General features: G+C 73.8%; 17 protein-coding genes. 8 read left to right on the top strand and 9 right to left on the bottom strand.

From position 1 onward, the window contains the following. Positions 1-205: 205 nt before the first annotated feature. Genes ABD976_RS21290 through ABD976_RS21280 form a run of 3 tightly spaced genes read left to right on the top strand, consistent with a single transcriptional unit; the run spans position 206 to position 3,030 of the window. Positions 206-1,417, top strand: a complete 1,212-nt coding sequence (locus tag ABD976_RS21290) for a CaiB/BaiF CoA transferase family protein (protein ID WP_345365932.1) — start codon at positions 206-208, stop codon at positions 1,415-1,417. 1 nt (position 1,418) lies between these two features. After that, positions 1,419-2,330, top strand: coding sequence for a hydroxymethylglutaryl-CoA lyase (locus tag ABD976_RS21285; RefSeq protein ID WP_345365930.1), 912 nt, complete (start codon positions 1,419-1,421; stop codon positions 2,328-2,330). Between the two features lie 46 nt (positions 2,331-2,376). Then, the gene (locus ABD976_RS21280) at positions 2,377-3,030 is read left to right on the top strand and encodes an IclR family transcriptional regulator (RefSeq protein ID WP_345365928.1); all 654 of its coding nucleotides are present in this window, start codon (positions 2,377-2,379) and stop codon (positions 3,028-3,030) included. A gap of 27 nt (positions 3,031-3,057) precedes the next feature. On the opposite strand, the gene ABD976_RS21275 is transcribed toward ABD976_RS21280, so the two are convergent. Further along, complete coding sequence (locus ABD976_RS21275; RefSeq protein ID WP_345365926.1) at positions 3,058-4,062, bottom strand: ABC transporter substrate-binding protein; 1,005 nt, start codon at positions 4,060-4,062, stop codon at positions 3,058-3,060. Between the two features lie 64 nt (positions 4,063-4,126). On the opposite strand from ABD976_RS21275, the gene ABD976_RS21270 reads away from it, so the two are divergent. Both ABD976_RS21270 and ABD976_RS21265 read left to right on the top strand, forming a co-directional pair. After that, complete coding sequence (locus tag ABD976_RS21270) at positions 4,127-5,056, top strand: siderophore-interacting protein (protein ID WP_345365924.1); 930 nt, start codon at positions 4,127-4,129, stop codon at positions 5,054-5,056. A gap of 104 nt (positions 5,057-5,160) precedes the next feature. Then, positions 5,161-6,153, top strand: coding sequence for a sigma-70 family RNA polymerase sigma factor (locus tag ABD976_RS21265; RefSeq protein WP_345365922.1), 993 nt, complete (start codon positions 5,161-5,163; stop codon positions 6,151-6,153). Between the two features lie 28 nt (positions 6,154-6,181). Here the strand turns inward: ABD976_RS21265 and kce are convergent, their stop codons facing one another. The 6 genes from kce to ABD976_RS21235 form a co-directional block, all read right to left on the bottom strand. Next, positions 6,182-7,114, bottom strand: a complete 933-nt coding sequence (gene kce, locus ABD976_RS21260; RefSeq protein ID WP_345365920.1) for a 3,5-dioxohexanoate:acetyl-CoA acetone transferase — start codon at positions 7,112-7,114, stop codon at positions 6,182-6,184. 9 nt (positions 7,115-7,123) lie between these two features. Continuing rightward, positions 7,124-7,888 (bottom strand): SDR family oxidoreductase, encoded by a 765-nt coding sequence (locus ABD976_RS21255; protein WP_345365918.1) that lies wholly within the window; start codon positions 7,886-7,888, stop codon positions 7,124-7,126. Between the two features lie 2 nt (positions 7,889-7,890). Continuing rightward, complete coding sequence (locus ABD976_RS21250) at positions 7,891-9,204, bottom strand: MFS transporter (protein ID WP_345365916.1); 1,314 nt, start codon at positions 9,202-9,204, stop codon at positions 7,891-7,893. A 40-nt stretch (positions 9,205-9,244) separates the two neighbouring features. Beyond that, positions 9,245-10,300: a LacI family DNA-binding transcriptional regulator gene (locus ABD976_RS21245; protein WP_345365914.1), complete on the bottom strand. Its 1,056-nt coding sequence runs from the start codon at positions 10,298-10,300 to the stop codon at positions 9,245-9,247. Positions 10,301-10,649: 349 nt separating this feature from the next. Beyond that, complete coding sequence (locus ABD976_RS21240) at positions 10,650-12,137, bottom strand: carboxylesterase/lipase family protein (protein WP_345365912.1); 1,488 nt, start codon at positions 12,135-12,137, stop codon at positions 10,650-10,652. A 127-nt stretch (positions 12,138-12,264) separates the two neighbouring features. Beyond that, complete coding sequence (locus tag ABD976_RS21235; protein WP_345365911.1) at positions 12,265-12,873, bottom strand: TetR/AcrR family transcriptional regulator; 609 nt, start codon at positions 12,871-12,873, stop codon at positions 12,265-12,267. Positions 12,874-13,010: 137 nt separating this feature from the next. Between ABD976_RS21235 and ABD976_RS21230 the strand changes: the two genes are divergently transcribed. Next, the gene (locus ABD976_RS21230; protein WP_345365909.1) at positions 13,011-14,294 is read left to right on the top strand and encodes a nickel pincer cofactor-dependent isomerase, group 22; all 1,284 of its coding nucleotides are present in this window, start codon (positions 13,011-13,013) and stop codon (positions 14,292-14,294) included. 60 nt (positions 14,295-14,354) lie between these two features. Here ABD976_RS21230 and ABD976_RS21225 read toward each other — a convergent pair whose 3' ends face one another. Continuing rightward, positions 14,355-15,110 (bottom strand): SDR family NAD(P)-dependent oxidoreductase, encoded by a 756-nt coding sequence (locus ABD976_RS21225; RefSeq protein ID WP_345365907.1) that lies wholly within the window; start codon positions 15,108-15,110, stop codon positions 14,355-14,357. A 152-nt stretch (positions 15,111-15,262) separates the two neighbouring features. Between ABD976_RS21225 and ABD976_RS21220 the strand changes: the two genes are divergently transcribed. Both ABD976_RS21220 and ABD976_RS21215 read left to right on the top strand, forming a co-directional pair. Further along, positions 15,263-15,826: a GNAT family N-acetyltransferase gene (locus ABD976_RS21220; RefSeq protein ID WP_345365905.1), complete on the top strand. Its 564-nt coding sequence runs from the start codon at positions 15,263-15,265 to the stop codon at positions 15,824-15,826. A 273-nt stretch (positions 15,827-16,099) separates the two neighbouring features. Then, positions 16,100-17,605, top strand: a complete 1,506-nt coding sequence (locus tag ABD976_RS21215; protein WP_345365903.1) for an LCP family protein — start codon at positions 16,100-16,102, stop codon at positions 17,603-17,605. Positions 17,606-17,807: 202 nt separating this feature from the next. On the opposite strand, the gene ABD976_RS21210 is transcribed toward ABD976_RS21215, so the two are convergent. Next, on the bottom strand, positions 17,808-18,545 hold the full coding sequence (locus ABD976_RS21210) for a GntR family transcriptional regulator (protein WP_345365901.1): 738 nt from the start codon (positions 18,543-18,545) through the stop codon (positions 17,808-17,810). Between the last annotated feature and the right edge of the window lie 230 nt (positions 18,546-18,775).

Here is an 18,775-nt window from a genome sequence, read left to right as displayed (position 1 = left end):
ATTGCTTCGCCGACGGCCGCCGATTACCGTCCTGCATTGCCGAATGCAGGCACTCGTTTCCCGAATAACGGGAAATAGCAGGAAGTTGAGGACGGACACCGCATCGACCTGCGCACCAGCGGCAGCACCGCCCGACCCCGCCCCTCGCCCGCACCACGGCGCCGAGGAGCAGGGCACGCACCGGCACAACAGGAGAACCACACCGATGACGCCCAGTGGCCGCCACGGCCCGCTCACCGGAGTCCGCGTCGTCGAGCTCGGCAACTTCATCGCCGCCCCCACCGCGGGGCGGGTGCTCGCCGAGTTCGGCGGCGACGTCATCAAGGTCGAACGCCCCAGCACCGGCGACGAGCTGCGCACCTGGCGGCTGCACCGCGGCGACACCTCGCTGCTGTTCCGCACCATGGCGCGCAACAAGCGCTCGCTGACGCTGGACCTGCGCGCGGCCGAGGGCCAGCGGATCGCCCGCGACCTGATCGGCACCGCCGACGTCGTGCTGGAGAACTTCCGCCCGGGCACGCTGGAGAAGTGGGGGCTCGGCCCGGAGGAGATCCGGGCGCTGCACCCGTCGGTGGTGCTGGTCCGGATCTCCGGGTACGGCCAGACCGGCCCGTACCGGAACCGGCCGGGGTTCGGCGGCGTCGCCGAAGCGCTGGGCGGGGTCCGGCACCTGACCGGCTACCCGGGGCTGCCCCCGGTGCGCACCGGGGTGTCGCTGGCCGATTCGGTGGCCGGGCTCTACGCGGTCATCGGCGCGCTGCTGGGCCTGCTGCGCGCCCGCGCCGGGGCGTCCGGCGAAACCGTGGACGTCGCGCTCTACGAAGCGGTGTACTCGCTGATGGAGTCCTCGCTGCCCGACTACGACGCCTTCGGCGTCACCCGCGAGGCCACCGGTGCGGTGATCCCCGGCGTGGTGCCGTCCAACACCTACCGCTGCGCCGACGGCAAGTACGTCGTGGTGGGCGGCAACAACAACGCCATCTTCACCCGGCTGATGACCGCCGTCGGACGTCCCGACCTGGCCGCCGACCCGGAGCTGGCGGACAACGCCGGGCGGGTCGCGCGCGCCGCCGACATCGACGAGGCGATCGGCGCCTGGACCGCCGGGCTGGACAGCGCCGCGGCGCTGGACCGGCTGGCCGCCGCGTCCGTGCCCAGCGGACCGATCTACGACGTCGCCGACATCGCCGCCGATCCGCACTTCGCCGCCCGGGGGATGCTGGAGCGCCACCCGGTGCGCATCGACGACGAACCCCGCGAGGTCGCCTTCCCCGGCGTGGTGCCCAAGCTGGCCGAAGAGCCCGGCGGCACCCGCTGGCTGGGGCCCGAACTCGGGGCGCACACCGACGAGGTCCTCGCCGAGTTGCACCGCACCCCCGCCGACATCACCCGACTGCGTGCCGAAGGAGTGATCTGAGATGACCGCCGACGTCCTCATCACCGAGGTCTCGCTGCGCGACGGACTGCAGATCGAACCGGTCGTCGTACCGACCGCGGACAAGATCGACTTCGGTCGGATGCTGGTCGAGGCCGGGTTCCGCCACCTGGAGGTGGGTTCCTTCGTGGACCCGAGGCGGGTGCCGACGATGGCCGATTCGGCCGAGGTCGTGGCCGGGCTGGCCGACGCCGGGGCCACCTCGCACGCGCTGGTGCTCAACGAGCGCGGCGCCCAGCGCGCGGTGGCCGCCGGGGCCCGGCACGTCCGGCTGGTGCTGTCGGCCAGCGACGGGCACAGCCGGTCCAACGCCGGGGTGCCCACCGAGGAGGCGATGGCCCGGATCGGCCGCGCCGCCGAGATCCTGCGCGACGGCGGGGTGGGCCTGGAAGGCTGCATCGCCACCGCGTTCGTCTGCCCGTTCGACGGCGACACCCCGGCCGACCGCGTCGTCCGCGTCGCCCGGCACTACGCCGAGCTGGGCGTGGAGGTGCTGCACCTGGCCGACACCATCGGTGCGGCCTCCCCCGGCGACATCCGGCGAGCGGTCACCGCGGTGGGCGAGGTCTTCCCGGTGGAGCGCACCGGGTTGCACCTGCACGCCACCTACGGGATGGCCTCGGCCAACGCCTGGGAGGCCTTCCGCTGCGGGATCCGGCGCTTCGACGCCGCGCTGGGCGGGCTCGGCGGCTGCCCGTTCGCCCCGGGCGCCACCGGCAACATCGCCGCGGACGACCTGATCCACCTGTTCCACCGCGAAGGCGTCCGCACCGGGATCGACACCTCCCGGCTGGCGGCGCTGCGCGACCGCCTCGCGGAGCTGGTGGGTCATCCCCTGCCCTCCGCGCTGGCGCAGATCCCGGCCGCACCCGCCGCCCCGCGGCAGGCGGCCTGACCGGCGGCGACGGCCGCACCGCGAGCACCGACCCCCGGAAACGACCATGACGACTCCTCCGCCGTTCGCCACCGGCGTCGGCGTCCTGGACCGCTCGGTGGCCATCCTCGACTGCGTCGAGAGCAACCCGATGGGCACCACCGAGCTGGCCAGGACCCTGGGCCTCACGATCTCCACCGCGCACCGGCTGGCCACCGCGCTGGTCGCGCACGGGTTGCTGCGGCGCGATCCCAGCGGCTGCTTCCACCTCGGCCCCCGGTTCGCCACCTCGGCGCTGGCCGAGACCGCGCGCCCGGTGCTCACCGAGCTCGGCGCCGAGGTGGGCGAATCGGTGCAGCTCTGGGTGCGCCGAGCCGACCACCGGTTGTGCGTGGTCTGCGTGGAGTCGACCGAGGAGCTGCGGGCCAGCCAGCCGGTCGGCAGCCTGCTGCCGCTCCCGCTGGGCTCGGCGGCCCAGGCGCTGCTGGGCGAGCGCAACCCCGACGGCCACGGCTGGGTGGAGAGCGTCCAGGCCCGGGCTCCGGGGGTCGGCTCGGTGAGCGCTCCGGTGCACCTGCACGGTCAGGTGGTGGCGGCGGTCTCGCTGGCCGCACCGCTGCAACGGCTGCGGCCGAGCCCCGGTCGGCGCTTCGGCGCCGCGGTGCTCACCGCCGCCCGGCGCGTCGAGGACGCGCTGGCCCGGCCGCCCGAACCCGGCTGAGCTCCCCGGGCGGCCGGTGCGCGGTGGTCACCGCCCGCCGAGCTTCGCCTCGAGCTGGTCGGCGAGCTCGGTCATGATCCCGGCGTAGCTCGCGTAGCTCATCGGCGCGACCGCGTCCCACTCGACGAACCGGCCCGCGGCCGCGGACGGACGCGCGGCGAACACCGGGTTCTCCATCATCCGCTCCGGCGGCAGCGAAGCGGCCCGGGTGTCCCACAGCAGGATGTCGGCCGGGTACGCCGCGGCGTGCTCCCAGGACAGCCGCTCGAAGTAGCCGCCGCCCGCCGTGTCGGGGTGGTCCGGGACGATGATCGGCAGCCCCAGTTCCCGGACGTAGAAGTCCAGGTCCGGGTTGCGCCCCGGCACGACGGCGAAGAACTCCTGCTCGGTACCGCCGACGGCGAGGATGGTGCGACCCGCCGCCTTCATCCGCTCCCCGATCCCGCGCAGCCGGTCGGCCGCGGCGTGGAAGGCCGCCTCGTCGGCCCGGACGCGGGCCGAGTCGACGTCGCCGCCGAGCGCGGCGGCCAGGTCCCGGTAGGAGGCGATGGTCTCCGGCAGCGGCACCCCCGCGTGCTGCACGCCCGCCGTCGGGACCAGGGACTTGACCTGCTCCTCCTGCTCGGCGGTCAGGTGCCACAGGCCGGGGAACTCCGCGTACTTGCCACTGACCAGCAGGTCGGGTTCCAGCGCGGCGACCCGTTCCACGGCGACCTCGCCGTACCCCGGCCCGGTGACGTCGGTGACCGCGCGGGGGTCGAGGCCGCGCGCTTCGGGTTCGACCGTGCCGTCGTCGCGCACCAGCGGGCCGAAGGTGCCCACCACGTCGACGCCGAAGTCCTTCAGCGCGGCGGCCGAGGACACCTGCGCGATGATCCGCTCGGGGCGCTGCTCGGCGGTGATGGCCACCCCGCGGTCATCGGTGTAGGACCAGCCGGTTCCCCCGGCCCGGTCACCTCCGGCGGGCGAGCACGCCGACAGCACCGCGGTCACCGCCACGAGTGCCGCGGCGGGGCCGATCTTGTGACGCACGACGACCTCCTCTATGTTTAGGCTAGGCTAACCTAGCACCTGATCCGCGGGAGGTCCTCCGGCCATGACGAGCACCGCAGTCCGAGGCGGCACCGAGCACCGGCCGCTCTGGCGCATGTTCACCGTCGAGGTGGCGCGCGTGCAGCGGCTGTGCCCGAACTTCGTGCGGCTGACCTTCACCGGCGAACACCTCGACACCTTCGGGGCGGGCGGCGCCGACCAGCGGATCAAGCTCGCGCTCCCCCAGCCCGGCCGCACCGTCGCCGACGTGCCCGACGGCGAGGACTGGTACCAGCGGTGGCTGGCGATGCCGGACCCGATCAGGCCGGTGCTGCGCACCTACACGGTCCGGGCGTTCCGCCCCGAGCGCCGCGAACTCGACGTCGACTTCGTGCTGCACGGGCTCGACAGCGGGCACGGCGGCCCGGCCTCCACCTTCGCCGCCGCCGCCCGGCCCGGTGACGTCATCGCGCTGCTGGGCCCGGACCGGCCCGGCAGCGGACGTCCGTGGGGCTGCGAATGGGCACCGCCGAGCGAGGCGTCGCGGCTGGTGCTGGCCGGGGACGAGACCGCCGTCCCGGCGATCGGATCCATCCTCGAAGCGCTGCCCGCCGACGCCCGCGGCATCGCCTGCCTGGAAGTGCCCAGCCCGGCGGACCGGCAGGAGTGGGCGGTCCCGGCGGGCGTGGACGTGCGCTGGCTGGCCCGGGACGGCGCCCCGCACGGCGCCCTGCTGGAACCCGCGGTGGGCGGTGCGCTGGACGAGCTGCGGACCCGCGGCACCGGTACCGCGGTGCTCGACGACGTCGACGTGGACACCACCGCGCTGTGGGAGGTCCCGGAGCGCGGTGAACCCGGCGCCGACGACCTGTACGGCTGGCTGGCCGGGGAGGCGGCGGTGATCAAGCGGCTGCGCAGGCTGCTGGTCAACGACTACGGCATCCCGCGCGGTTCGGTCGCGTTCATGGGCTACTGGCGCGAAGGCCGGAGCTGAGCGCCCGCCGGCGGTCCGCGCGGAGCCGTGCGCTGTCGGTCGGCTGACCTACCCTCGGAGCAGGACCGCCCGGCGCGCGGTCCGCCAGGAGGAAGGACGCAGTCATGTCAGCCCCACCGGTCAGCGACGACTTCGTCCGGCTGGCGGACCCGTACCGCCGCGAACTGCTCGCGCACTGCTACCGGATGCTCGGTTCCGTGCAGGACGCCGAAGACCTCGTGCAGGAGACCTACCTGCGGGCCTGGCGCGGCTACCCCCGGTTCGAGGGGCGGTCTTCGCTGCGCACCTGGCTGTACCGGATCGCGACCACCGCCTGCCTGACCGCGCTGGAGAGCAGGCGCCGCCGCCCGCTGCCGACCGGGCTCGGCGCGCCGAGCCACGATCCCGGCGAACCGCTGACCGAACTGCCCGAGATCGGCTGGCTGGAGCCGATCCCGGACGCCCTGGTCGACGACTCCGACGACCCGGCGGCGATCGTCGCCGCCCGGGAGAGCACCCGGCTGGCGTTCATCGCCGCGCTCCAGCACCTGCCGCCCCGCCAGCGCGCCGCCCTGCTGCTGCGCGACGTGCTGCGGTGGAAGGCCTCCGAGGTGGCCGCCGCGATGGGGACCAGCATCGCGGCGGCCAACAGCGCCTTGCAGCGGGCCCGGGCGCAGCTCCAGCAGATCGCCCCGCAGCGCGACGGGACCGCGGAACCGAGCAGCCCGGAACTGCGCCGGCTGCTGGACCGCTACGTCACCGCCTTCGAGGACAAGGACATCCCGGCGATCGTCGAGCTGTTCACCGAGGACGCGGTGTGGGAGATGCCGCCGTACGCCAACTGGGTCCGCGGCGCCGAGGCCATCGGCGAGCTGGTCGACCGGTGGTGCCCGGCGGACCGGGGCGAGCTGCGGCTGGTCCCCACCTCGGCCAACGGGCAACCGGCGTTCGGCATGTACCGCCGCGATCCGGCCGGCGAGTACGTCCCCTTCCAGCTCCACGTGCTCGCCCCGCAGGACGGCCGGATCGGGCACGTGGTGGCGTTCTTCGACGTGGCGCTGTTCCCGCGCTTCGGCCTCCCCGACGCGCTGCCCGCGGAACGCGGTGCCGACCGGTGACGCCCGGTCGGCGCGCACGGCGGCGCGGTCAGAAGCCCACGGCGTCACGTCCCTTGAGCCCGAGCATCGCGCGCGCCTCGTCCGGGGTGGCCACCTCCAGGTTCAGCGCCTCCAGGACGGTGCGGATCCGCGCGACCTGCTCGGCGTTGCTGCGGGCGAGCTGACCGGGTCCGATCCACAGCGAGTCCTCCAGCCCGACCCGCACGTGCGCGCCCTGCGCCGCGCCGATGGTGGCCAGCGGGATCTGGTTGCGCCCGGCGCCGAGCACCGACCAGTGGTAGTCCGCGCCGAGCAACCGGTCGGCGGTGCGGCGCATGTGCATCAGGTCCTCCGGGTGCGCCCCGATGCCGCCGAGCAGGCCGAAGATCGACTGCACGAACACCGGCCCGGTCACCAGCCCCCGGGAGCGGAAGTGCGCCAGGTTGTTCAGGTGCGCGATGTCGTAGCACTCGAACTCGAACCGGGTGCCGCCGCGCGCCCCGATCTCCAGGATCGACTCGATGTCGGCGAAGGTGTTCTTGAAGACCAGGTCCCGGCTGCCCTCCAGCGCCGCCCGCTCCCACTCGTGCCGGAACTCGGTGAAGCGCTCCAGCATCGGGAAGAGGCCGAAGTTCATCGATCCCATGTTCAGCGAGGCGAGCTCGGGCTGGAACTCCGCCGCCGGGCGCATCCGCTCGGCCACCGCCATGTGCGGCGAGCCGCCGGTGGTGATGTTGAGGACCGCGTCGGTGTGCGGCTTGAGCCCGGCGAGGATGGGCGCGAAGTGGTCCGGGTTCTGCGACGGCCTGCCGTCCTCGGGATCGCGGGCGTGCAGGTGCACGATGGCCGCGCCCGCCTCCGCCGCGCCGAGCGCCGCCTCGGTGATCTCGGCCGCCGAGACCGGCAGGTGCTCCGACATCGACGGCGTGTGGATCGCCCCGGTCACCGCGCAGGTGATGACGACCTTGCGTTGGACTGCCACGTCCCCTCCTCAGTACAGCTTCTCGGTGTTGCCGTCGACGGCCATCGCCTGACCGTTGATGCTGCGGGCCATCGGACCGGCCAGGAAGGCGGCCATGTCGGCGATGTCGCCGGCGGTCACCATCCGGCGCATCGAGGACTGGTCGCGGTACAGCGCCTCGATCTGCTCCCGGGGCGCGTCGAGCATCCGCGCCTTGGCGTCGATCACCGCCTGGATGCGCGGTCCGTCCACCGCGCCGGGGCAGATCGCGTTGGCCCGGATGCCCTCGGGGCCGAGTTCGATGGCCAGCGTGCGGGTGAACCCGACGACGGCCCACTTCGACGCGGAGTAGGCGCTGCGCCCGGCCATCCCGAGCCGGCCGGCCGCCGAGGACAGGTTCACGATGGCCGGCTCGGTCCCGGCGCGGAGCAGCCGCAGCGCGTGCTTGACGCAGTAGAACTGGCTGTGCACGTTGACCTCGAAGGTCCGCGCCCACGCCGCGCCGTCCAGCGCCTCCACCGGGCCGGTGGGACCGGCGACCCCGGCGTTGTTGACCAGCACGTCCAAGCCCCCGAGGCGCCGCTCGGCGGCATCCACCAGGGCCTCGACGGCCGCCTCGTCGGCGGCGTCGGAGACCTCGGCGCGCAGCCCGGCGCCTTCGGCGTCCCGCACCGCCGCCGGATCCAGGTCGCTGACCAGCACCTCGGCCCCGAACCCGGCGAACCGCTCGGCGATGGCCCGGCCGATGCCCGCCGCCCCGGCGGTGACCAGCACCCGCTTCCCGGTCAGATCCATGCTCACTCCTCGGTCGATCCCGGTTTGTCGGCGCCGTAGCGCAGGAAGAACGACAGCACCGCGCCCACCAGCACGACACCGACGACGAACCACAGCCCGCCGGAGGACTCCCCGGTGGCGCCCTCCACCGCGCCCATCACGTACGGGCCGATGAACCCGCCGAACAGGCCGATGGTGTTGACGAAGGCGATGCCGCCGGCCAGGGTCGCGCCGCTGAGCCGGGACGCCGGGAAGGTGAACAGCACGGACTGCAGCGCGAAGAAGCAGAACGCGGCCAGGCAGAACCCGATCAGGCCGAACACCGCACCGGAGGCGGCGCCGAGCGCGAACCCGGCGGCGATGCCGATCATCGTGGCGCTGATCAACTTCCGCGACGCCCGCCCGGAGGAGGCGAACCGGGGCACCACGGCCGCGCCGATCGCGGCGAACACCCACGGCAGCGCGGTCAGCAGCCCGATCTGCACCGAACTCAGCTCCCCGTAACCGCCGATGATCGACGGCAGGAAGTAGGACAGCGCGTACACCGCGATCTGGTGCGCCAGGTACACCCCGACCACGAGCAGGATCTGCCGGTCCCGCCAGACCAACCGCATGCTGCGGGTGCCGGAGGCGGCCTCGCCCGCGGCGTCCTCCTCGGCGATCCGCCGTTCCAGCGCCTCGGCCTCGGCGCGGTTGAGGAAGCGCGCGTCGGTCGGCCGGTCGGGCAGCAGCTTCCACACCAGGACGGCGAGCAGGCAGGCGGGCAGTCCTTCGAGGACGAACATCCACTGCCAGCCGTGCCAGCCGCCGATGCCGTCCATGCCCAGCAGCAAACCGCCCAGCGGGGCGCCGACGATGTTGGCGAAGGACACCCCGAGCAGGAACAAGCCGTTGGCCTTGGCGCGGTCGGGACGGGTGAACCAGCGGGTCAGGTAGAACATCACGCCGGGGTAGAGCCCGGCCTCGGCGGCGCCGAGCAGCAGCCGCATCACGTAGAACGACCACTCGCCCTGCACGAAGGCCATGCCCGCCGAGATCAAGCCCCAGCTGATCATGATCCGGGTGATCCAGAAGCGGGCGCCGACGCGGTGCATGATGAGGTTGGAGGGCACCTCGAACAGCGCGTAGGTGATGAAGAACAGCCCGGCGCCGATGCCGTAGGCCGTCGCGGAGATGCCGAGGTCGATCTCCAGGCGTTCCTTGGCGATGCCGATGTTGGTGCGGTCCAGGAAGCTCATCACGTAGGCCGCCACCAGCAGCGGCATGAGCTTGCGCAGGATGACCTTGTTCAGCTCGGCGGGTGGCCGCATCGTCGCGGCACCGGGTGATGTGGACATGGGTTTCCTCTGGGCGGTGGGTCGTTGCTCGGTCGCCGGATCAGCGGCGCGCGGCCGGATCGCAGCCGCAGGTGCGCCCGATGTGCAGCCGGTGGGCGCAGATGAGGGATTGGTGCACCGTCGAGGGGCGCTCGATCCGCTTGAGCACCAGGCCCAGCGCTTCGACCGCCATCTCCTGCTGCGGCTGCACGACGGTGGTCAGGTCGATCAGCGCCGAGATGCTGTGCGGGTGGCCGTCGCCGCCGGTGACCGCGACGTCCTCGGGCACCCGGAGACCGCGCGCCACGGCGTGCTCCATGATGCCGATCGCGATCTCGTCGGAACCGCAGACGACGGCCCGCGGCGGCCGGTCGGCGGCGAACAACCGCTCGGCGGCGATCCGGCCTCCCGCGCTGCTGAGCGCGGTGCTGATCTTGCGGTCGCCGCCGATCTCCACCCCGGCGGCCGCCGCGGTCCGGATGAACGCCTGCTCGCGGGTCAACGACGAGCTCGACAGCCGGGGGCCGATCACGGTGGCGATCTCGGTGTGCCCGTGGGAGAGCACGTGCCGCATCATCGCCTCGGCGGCGGCATCGTCGTCGATCCCGACGAAATCGGCTTCCAGGTACGGGGATCTGCGGGACAGGCAGGCGAACGGGATCTTCGCCGCGCGCAGCAGCCGCAGCGCCGTGGCGTCCTCGCGCAGCGTTCCGGCCAGGATCACGCCGTCGGCGTTGCGCTCGATCAGCGTGGCGGTCACCTGGCGCAGCACGTCCGGATCGTCCTGGGTGGTGGCGACGAAGACCTCGTACCCGGCCGCGGCGCCCGCGCTGACGATCCCCTGGGCGAAGCACGGGTACACCGGGTTGATGATGTTGGGCATCACCAGCCCGATGACCCGGCTGCGGTCCGGGTCGACGGCGGGGGCCGGGCGCCTCGGCTGGAAACCGAGGTCCCGGGCCACCGAGAGCACCCGGCGCCGGGTGTCCGGGGCGACGCCCCCCTTGCCGTTCATCACGTAGGACACCGCGGCGGGCGAGACCCCGGCGGCACGGGCCACCGCGGCGGCCGACACCCGGCCCGCCACCGTGCGCCGCACGCGCGTCGTCTCCTCCACGCCCGACCTCCTGTCGTGTGCCCCGGATCACCCGGCTGCCCGGAGACACTAGAGCGGGCTGAAAACGTTAAGCAACAATAAGGACTGCTTTCGCCAATGGCCCGCGTGGCGGTGCGGGTGGCGGAACCTCAGCGGCCTCCTCGCTCCGGGAGCCGCTCCTGATGTACCAAGTACGTACACGGCGTCGCGGCTGTCCTCGCGAGAAGGCCGCTGAGAACCCGCCGCGGTGCCGGTTGTGTGCTCACCGCATGCGGCTCCGCCGCATCCTGAAAGGACCCTGAGCGGCGACCGGTCCGCGGCACCCCGTCCGCCCTGCGCACCGGCCCGGTGCCGGGAGCGAGGCGGGGGTTCACGGCACGGCGGACCAGAAGTCCAGTGCGTGCTCGCCCCGGTAGTCGACGCGGCCGATCCGGCCCGGGGCCAGCGACTGGACGTGCCCGGTGCCGAATCCGGGCCAGGCGGGCAGGTCGGCGCGAGCCGGGTCGCCGTGCGCGGCGAAGGCCGTCCAGTACCGGTTCATCGCGTCACCGAGAGCGCGCTGGTCGGCCCCGAGCGGGCCGGCTCCGGGGAGGTCGAACTGGTACCCGAGCTCGCTGCCGTGCTGGGCGCCGGAGGGCGTTCCCGGCAGGATCGGCGGCGCGTCCGGGTCGGCGAACTCGTAGAACCAGGTCCCGGTGCGCGCGGCCAGGCAGCGGGCCAGGTCCCAGGTCGGCCGGGCCCAGGCCCGGTCGGTGCTCAGCCGCGACCAGGCCAGGGCCGGCGTCGGGAACCGGTCCGGCGGGTAGCGGGCGGCGACCTCGTCCGCCGCGTCGCCGAACGCCTCGGCCAGCAACCGCGGGAGGTTCTCGGCGGTGACCGGGTGGTCGGCGCCGAACAGCTCGACGAAGAAGCGCGCCTCGTCGCGGGTGGTGCCCAGCAGCACCGGCACCCGGTGGAACCGCCCCGCGGGCAGCGCCACCGCCGGGGATTCGGGCAGCGCGGGACCGCCGAACGCGGGCCGGATGAAGGCGTCCGTGGCCTGGAGCAGGTCGGCCACCGGCACCCGGCGGAGCCGGGCGAGCGCCGATTCGGGGTCGCTGCCCGGCGCGACCCACCCGTGCTCGGCCGCGACGGCGGCGCCGAGCCGGTCCAGCTCGGCGGCCGGGGACCACCTCGGCGGCAGCGCCGGAACACCGGGGATGAACAGGTGCGCCGGGGTCGGCTCCAGCACCGAGAACGCGCTCTGCAGGACCGCCCGGTGGAACAGCCCGGCCGAGCCCGGCGCCACCAGGTGCGCGGCGACCATCAGCGCCCCGTAGGACTCCCCGGCCAGGGTCACGTTCGCCGGGTCGCCGCCGAACCGCGCGATCTCGCGACGCACCCAGCCCAGCACGGCCTGCTGGTCCTGCAACCCGAAGGTCCCACCACCGGCCAGGCCGGGGTGGCCGAAGCACCCGAGCACGCCGAGCCGGAAGTTCGGCGTCACGACGACGACGTCGCCGGTGACCGCGAAGCGGTGCGGGTCGCGGGTGGCGGCGCCGCCGTTCGTCCCGCCACCGCCGTGCAGCCACACCACCACCGGCCGCCCGGCGCGCGGGCCTTCCGGGACCACGACGTCCAGCGTCAGGCAGTCCTCGTCGAGGGCGGTGATCTCGGTGAGCGAGCGGGCCCGCTGCGGGGCGGGGTTGCCGGGCGCGGTCGCGTCCCGGGTCCCGGACCAGGGTTCGACGGGTGCGGGCGCCCGCCAGCGCCGTTCGCCGACCGGGGGCGCGGCGTAGGGGATGCCGCGGAACGCGAGGTGGCCGTCGAACTGCCGACCGCGCACGGCACCGCTGCTCAGCTCCACGATCGAGGTCACCGGACCCGCTCCCCGCGTCGGCCGCGCCGCCCGGCGGTCGGCCCCTCGGGGCGGAATAACAATATGATCATACGATTATGATAACCATACGCCCCTATTGCCGTCTCGGGATTTCCGCCGACGCGCCTCAGCGCCCACCGGTGAACACCGCGGCGACCACCCGGCCCAGCACGTCCCGCGCCGGGAACGCGTCCGCGCCGGAGAGCACCACCTGATCGGCCAGGCCCTGCACCGCCGCGAGGATCGCGCGGGCGGCGAGCACCGCGTCCACCCCGGGCTCGACCTCGCCGCGCGCGACGCCGTCGTCCACCACCGCCGCGACGTAGGCGAGGAGGTCACCGCCCGACCGCCGGGCGACCTCGGCCAGCCCCTCGTCGTGCAGCGCCTGGGCCTGCAACCCCTGCCGGACGCGGTACTCCGCGTCGCGTTCGGCGTCCAGCGGCAGCAGCTCCACCAGGCTGTCCAGCAGCACGTCGGCGACCGGGAGACCGGCGGCCGCACCTTCCTGGACCCGGTCCCGCACCCGCTCCCCCAGCCGGCGCACGGCGTCGTCGTAGGCGAAGCGCAGCAGCACGTCCTTGCTCGCGAAGTAGTGCTGGATGAGCCCGACCGAGATCCCGGCCTCGGCCGCCAGCCGGGAGAACGAGACACCGGCGAAGCCTTCGGCGGCGAGCAGGCGGCGGAACGCCCGCGCGATCTGGGCGCGGCGCTGATCGTGATCGGCGACCCGGGGCATCCGATTACCATACAGCCGTACTGCTACCCGGGATCGCACCGGTCGCACGCGCCCCTTCCGCCGCGGCGGCCCCGCGTGGAAGGATCCCGGTCACATGGTCTGACCACAAGGGCAGCGCACGGAAGAGGATCTGACGCATGTTCAACGTCGAACAGGTCCGGTTAGCCGGGGCCGACCTCGCACTTCCCCGCATGATCCCGGTCGAGCAGCGGTTCCCCGACGACGCCGTCGAGGACCTCGACGGCGTCATCCGGGAGCAGATCGCCCAGCACGACCGGCGGCGACCGCTCACCGGCAAGCGGATCGCCGTGGCGGCGGGCAGCCGGGGCGTCGCCGAGATCGGGCGCATCATCACCGTCGTCGTGGACGCGCTGGCGCGCTGCGGCGCCAAACCCTTCGTGGTCCCCGCGATGGGCAGCCACGGCGGTGCCACCGCCGAAGGCCAGCGCGGGGTGCTCGCCGAGTACGGCATCACCGAGGACGCGATCGGCGCGCCGATCATCGCCTCGATGGATACCGCGGTCGTCGCCGAACTGCCCGACGGCACGCCCGTGCACTTCGACGCCGAGGCCGCCCAGGCCGACGGCGTGGTGGTGGTCAACCGGGTCAAGCCGCACACCGACTTCAAGGCCGGGGTGGAGAGCGGGCTGGCCAAGATGCTGGCCATCGGGCTGGGCAAGCACCGGGGCGCGGCGACCCTGCACAAGCACGGGTTCGGCCGGTTCGGCGAGCTCATCCCGGCCGTCGCCGAGGCCGTGCTCGACGCGGTGCCGATCGAATTCGGCCTGGCGGTGGTGGAGAACGGCTACGAGCACATCGCCGCGGTGGAGCTGGTCGAGCCCGCGGACCTGCTCGACCGGGAGACCGAACTGCTCACCCGGGCGAAGTCGCTGATGCCCCGCCTGCTGCTGTCCCGGATCGACGTGCTCGTCGTCGACGAGATCGGCAAGGACATCAGCGGCGCGGGCATGGACCCCAACATCACCGGGCGGACCCCGGTCGACGCCGACGGCTTCGTCGCGCCGCCGTTGCAGCGCATCGTCGTGCTGGGCCTGACCGAGAAGACCCACGGCAACGCCTGCGGACTGGGGATGGCCGACTTCACCACCCAGCGCTGCGTCGACGGGATCGACTTCGCCTCGTTCTACACCAACTCGCTGACCTCCGGCGTACCCGACGGGGCGCGGATCCCGATGGCGCTGGGCAGCGACCGGGACGCGATCGTCGCGGCGGTGCACAGCTCGCTGGACACCACCAACGCGACGGCGCGGATCGTGCGCATCCGCAACACCTTGTCGATGCCGCACATCGAGGTCTCGGAGGCCTACGCCGAGGAGGTCGGCGCGCACCCGGACATCGAGGTGCTCGGCGAACCCCGCGACTGGGCGTTCGACGAGCGGGGGATGCTGCCCCGCCCGTGACCCGCCGGTCCGGCGGCGCCCGCACCGGGCCCGCCGGACGGCGCACGCACCTCGGGAGGTTCAGCGGGCCAGCCAGCCGCCGTCCACCGGCAGCACCGCACCGTGCACGTAGTCGGCCGCCGCCGAGGACAGGAACACCACCGCCCCGGCGAGGTCGTCGGCCGCACCCCACCGCCCGGCCGGGATGCGCTCGGAGATCTCCTGGTACCGGACCGGATCCGCGCGCAGCGCGGTGTTCAGGTCGGTGCTCATGTACCCGGGTGCGATGGCGTTGACGTTGACGCCCCGCCCGGCCCACTCGTTGCACAGCGCCATCGTCAACTGCACCACGCCGCCCTTGCTCGCCGCGTAGGCGGGCACCCGGATGCCGCCCTGGAAGCTCAGCAGCGAGGCGATGTTGACGATCTTGCCGCGGCCGCGCTCCAGCATCGGACGGCCGAAGGCCTTGCACAACCGGAACACCGAGCGCAGGTTCACGTCGAGGACGTGGTCGAAGTCGGCGTCCGGGAAGTCCTCGGCCGCGTGCCTGGCCTGCACCCCGGCGTTGTTCACCAGCACGTCCACCGCCCGGCGGTCCAGGACCTCGGCGACGGCGGCATCGGTGCTCGCGGGGTCGGCCAGGTCGGCGGGCACGCACTCCAGCTCCCGACCCAGCCCGGCCGCCGAGTCGACCAGGTCCGGGTCCAGCGGGCTGCGCTGGAGCACCACCACGTCGGCGCCCGCGCGCAGCAGTCCGGTGGTCAGGCCGCGCCCGAGCCCGCGACCACCACCGGTGACCACGGCGGTCCGCCCGGTCAGGTCGAATGCCGTGCCCACGCGCGTCCTCCCGGTGCCGGAACCGAGGTGATCGTCCACGACCGGCCGACGGGTGTCAACGAGCCGTGCGGTTCCGTGCGCACGGCGTTCCGGCCCGCGCCGGATCGGCGTAGGATGGACCGTTCCCCGGGAATGCGGGAGGGGTGGTCGCGATGGATCCGGCGCTGGGGACGAGACGGCTCGTGGTGCGCGACTGGACCAGCTCCGATGCGGACGTGCAGGCGGCACTGGACCTCTACGGACGCCCCGAGGTGACCGAGTGGCTCACCCCGGCCGTGTCCAGCGTCGCCGACCTGGCCGCCATGCGCGCCGTCGTGCACTCCTGGACCGAGGCGCAGCCGAACCTGGTGCCGCCGACGGGCCGGTTCGCGATGCAGCGCCGCTCCGACGGCGTGGTGATCGGCGGGCTGGTGCTGCGGCTGCTGCCGCCCTACGACCACGATCTCGAACTGACCTGGCAACTCCGCCCGGCGGACTGGGGCCACGGCTACGCCACCGAGGCCGCCCGGGCGCTGCTGCGGTGGGCGTTCAGCTTCGACATCGAGGAGGTCAGCGCGCTGGCCCTGCCGGAGAACCAGCGGGCCATCGCCACCGCGGAGCGGATCGGCATGGAGTGGGTGGGCGAAACGGACAAGTACCACGCCACCACGCTGCAGGTCTACCGCGTCCGGCCGGCCGACCTGGACCCCGGCGATCCGGACGAAGCCGCCGACTGATCCCCGGCCCACCCGGTCCGGTGATGCCGGAGCGCGGCCGACGATCACCGTCCCGGCCTCCGCCGCTCCGCCGGAACCCGCCGCCGACCTGGCAGGCGGCGCACCGCTTCCGCGCTCCCGGGCGGAGTTCCGCCCCCCGGCCGGTCGGTCCTCAATGGACCCCAAGTGATCGCCGAGGGCCGCCGGATGTCGCTCGGCACGGCCGTTTCCGCGCTCTGCCGAGCCTGCGGCCCGGTGCGATGCTGGGGGTTGCCGCGAACGGGGAGGGGCATCGTGGGATCTCAGCAGCGCCGCCGCACCGGCCCGGCCGACCGCCGCCCGCGACCGCGTCCGGGCCGACCGCCCCGGCGCACCGCGACCGCCGTGCGCCGGAACCGGCGGCTGGCCCGGTTCCGCGCCGCCACCGCCGCGGCCTCGCTGGTGGTGCTGCTGGTCACCGGGTACGGCTGGACGAACTACCGCCAGTTGCAGACCGGCCTGGCCACCAGCGACGTGACCAGCGAGCAGCACACCGACGGCGCGACCGACATCCTGCTGGTGGGCATGGACAGCCGGACCGACGCGCACGGCAACCCGCTGCCCGAGGAGGTGCTGCGCGAGCTGCACGCGACCTCCAACGAGGCCAGCCTGACCGACACCGTGATCCTGCTGCACGTGCCCAACGACGGTTCCAGCGCGGTGGGCTTCTCCTTCCCCCGGGACTCCTTCGTGGAGATCCCGGGCCACGGCCAGCACAAGATCAACTCGGCGTTCGTGCGCGGCTCGGACACCGCCCGCGCCGAACTGGCGGCCGGTGGCCTCGCACCCTCGCCGGAGCTGGAGCGCCGCAGCGCGGACGCGGGGCGCAAGCTGCTGGTGCGCACGGTGGAGCAGCTCACCGGCACCTCGGTCGACCACTACGCCGAGGTCAACCTGCTCGGGTTCGCCCGGATCACCGAAGCCGTGGGCGGCGTGCCGGTCTGCCTCAAGTCCGCCGCCCACGACCCGTACTCCGGTGCCGACTTCGCCGCCGGGCGGCAGACCGTCGTGGGCGCCGAAGCGCTGGCCTTCGTCCGGCAGCGCCACGGCCTGCCGCGCGGCGACCTCGACCGCGTGGTGCGCCAGCAGGCGTTCCTCGCCGGGCTGGCCGGCACCGTGCTCTCCGGTGACGTGCTGGCCAACCCCGCCCGGCTGCGCGCGCTGATCGACTCGGTGCAGCAGTCGCTGGTGCTCGACGACGACTGGGACATCTTCGCCTTCGCCGAGCGGATGCGCGGGCTGGCCGGTGGCGCGGTCCGGTTCACCACGATCCCGATCGAGGACGCCTCCTACCCGACCAGCGACGGCATGGCCGTCCAGGTCGACCCGCAGGAGGTGCGCGGCGCGATCGCCCGCGCCACCGGGCAGTCCCCCGCCGCGACGGCCCCGGCCGTCACCGTGCTCGACGGCACCGGCGACGACGGCCTCGCCGAGCGCGTGCGGGAGCGGCTGAGCGCGCAGGGCGTCACCGTCGCGGAGGTGAGCGGCACCGAACGCACCGAGACGTCGTCGGTGCGGTACGCGCCGGGGCTGGCCGACTCGGGCGAGCGGGTGGCCTCGGCGCTCGGCGAGCTGTCCGCCGAGCAGGACGACGCGTTGGCACCGGGCCAGGTCGAGGTGGTCCTCGGCGAGGACTACCGGGGGCCGACCAAGATGGCCGCCGCGCAGCCGCTGGCGCTGGACGGGACGCGCCCCGCGCAGCAGGAGGGCGAAGGGCTCGACGAGGCGATCACCGCCGACGGCGTGCCCTGCGTGAACTGACCCGGGGTGAACTGACCCGGGTCAGCCGGACCGGACGGGGCGCCCGCGGCCGGTGGTGAGCCGACCCCCTCGCGGCCCACCACCGGCGCGACTGGTGGCTACCCCCAGCGCTGAACCGCCAGCCGGGACGCGACATCGCCGCGAGGCGATTCGCCGCCCCAGACTACGTCGCGGCCCTGCGCCCCGCGCGACGCGGCCGGGCTCACTCCTGCCTGCGCCGCCGGAGGGCGAACCGGAAGTGCTCGGGCAGCAACCACGCCTGGCTCCGGGCGACGATCCGGCCGTCGCCGACCCTGGCGAGCTCGTCGAGGTGCAGCGCCGGGCTCCCGACGTCGACCGACAGGGCCTCGGCCAGCTCCCGGTCCAGCACCACGGGGGTCAGATCGCAGTCGGTGTACTCCACCCCCACGTCGGTCAGCAGCCGGTCGAGCACCGCACCGGGTTCGCGCAGCCGGGACGGCGGCAGCACCCCGTCCGGCACGTGCTCCACGACCCGGCCCACCGGCGTCCCGCCGTAGAGCTCGGTCCGGCGCACCACGACGCCCGGGCTCCCGGCCCGGACGCCCAGCAGCCGGGCGGTGCGGTCGTCGAAGGACACCGCTTCGACGTGCTGATCGGTGCTGGAGATCCGGTTGCCGCTCTCGGCGGCGAACGTTTCGAGCGGGCACAGCCGGTCCAGTCCGGCGGCGATGCTGTCGGCGCGGGGCAGCAGCATCGATCCACGACCGTGCCGGACCGCGATGTATCCGGCGTCCTGGAGGCTGCGCAGCGCCGCCCGGACGGTGATCCGGGAAACGTTGTAGCGGGCGCACAGCTCCGCCTCGCTGGGCAGCCGGTCCCCCGGTTCGAGATCGCCGGAGAGCACCAGCTCCGCCAGCATCCAATCCCGGACCTCATCGCTGAGCCGCCGTCGAGGAGGATGTGCGACGGGCTTGATCATGCGCGTGATACTGCCAGGGTCCCGCATCCGGCATCCCCGGAATCACCCCGATGCCACCAGGTCGGCGGCCGCACCCGCGCCCGGTCACCCGAAACGACCAGCGCTGCCCTGGCCGGGTGATGCGGTCCGGTCGGCGGAGTCCACTGTGGCGGACCCAGCGATCGTTCGGCCAGCCGACAACCGCGCACGGCGTTAGCCTGCGGGAGCACTGCCCGGGCGAAAGGATTCCT

Source organism: Saccharopolyspora cebuensis, from assembly GCF_039542665.1.
Taxonomy (GTDB): domain Bacteria; phylum Actinomycetota; class Actinomycetes; order Mycobacteriales; family Pseudonocardiaceae; genus Saccharopolyspora; species Saccharopolyspora cebuensis.
This window is presented reverse-complemented; position numbering and strand designations above follow the sequence as displayed.

Coding starts and splice junctions, on each gene's coding strand:
- ABD976_RS21290 (WP_345365932.1), top strand. CDS start 206: ATGACGCCCAGTGGCCGCCACGGCCCGCTCACCGGAGTCCGCGTCGTC.
- ABD976_RS21285 (WP_345365930.1), top strand. CDS start 1,419: ATGACCGCCGACGTCCTCATCACCGAGGTCTCGCTGCGCGACGGACTG.
- ABD976_RS21280 (WP_345365928.1), top strand. CDS start 2,377: ATGACGACTCCTCCGCCGTTCGCCACCGGCGTCGGCGTCCTGGACCGC.
- ABD976_RS21270 (WP_345365924.1), top strand. CDS start 4,127: ATGACGAGCACCGCAGTCCGAGGCGGCACCGAGCACCGGCCGCTCTGG.
- ABD976_RS21265 (WP_345365922.1), top strand. CDS start 5,161: ATGTCAGCCCCACCGGTCAGCGACGACTTCGTCCGGCTGGCGGACCCG.
- ABD976_RS21255 (WP_345365918.1), bottom strand. CDS start 7,888: ATGGATCTGACCGGGAAGCGGGTGCTGGTCACCGCCGGGGCGGCGGGC.
- ABD976_RS21250 (WP_345365916.1), bottom strand. CDS start 9,204: ATGTCCACATCACCCGGTGCCGCGACGATGCGGCCACCCGCCGAGCTG.
- ABD976_RS21235 (WP_345365911.1), bottom strand. CDS start 12,873: ATGCCCCGGGTCGCCGATCACGATCAGCGCCGCGCCCAGATCGCGCGG.
- ABD976_RS21230 (WP_345365909.1), top strand. CDS start 13,011: ATGTTCAACGTCGAACAGGTCCGGTTAGCCGGGGCCGACCTCGCACTT.
- ABD976_RS21220 (WP_345365905.1), top strand. CDS start 15,263: ATGGATCCGGCGCTGGGGACGAGACGGCTCGTGGTGCGCGACTGGACC.
- ABD976_RS21210 (WP_345365901.1), bottom strand. CDS start 18,545: ATGATCAAGCCCGTCGCACATCCTCCTCGACGGCGGCTCAGCGATGAG.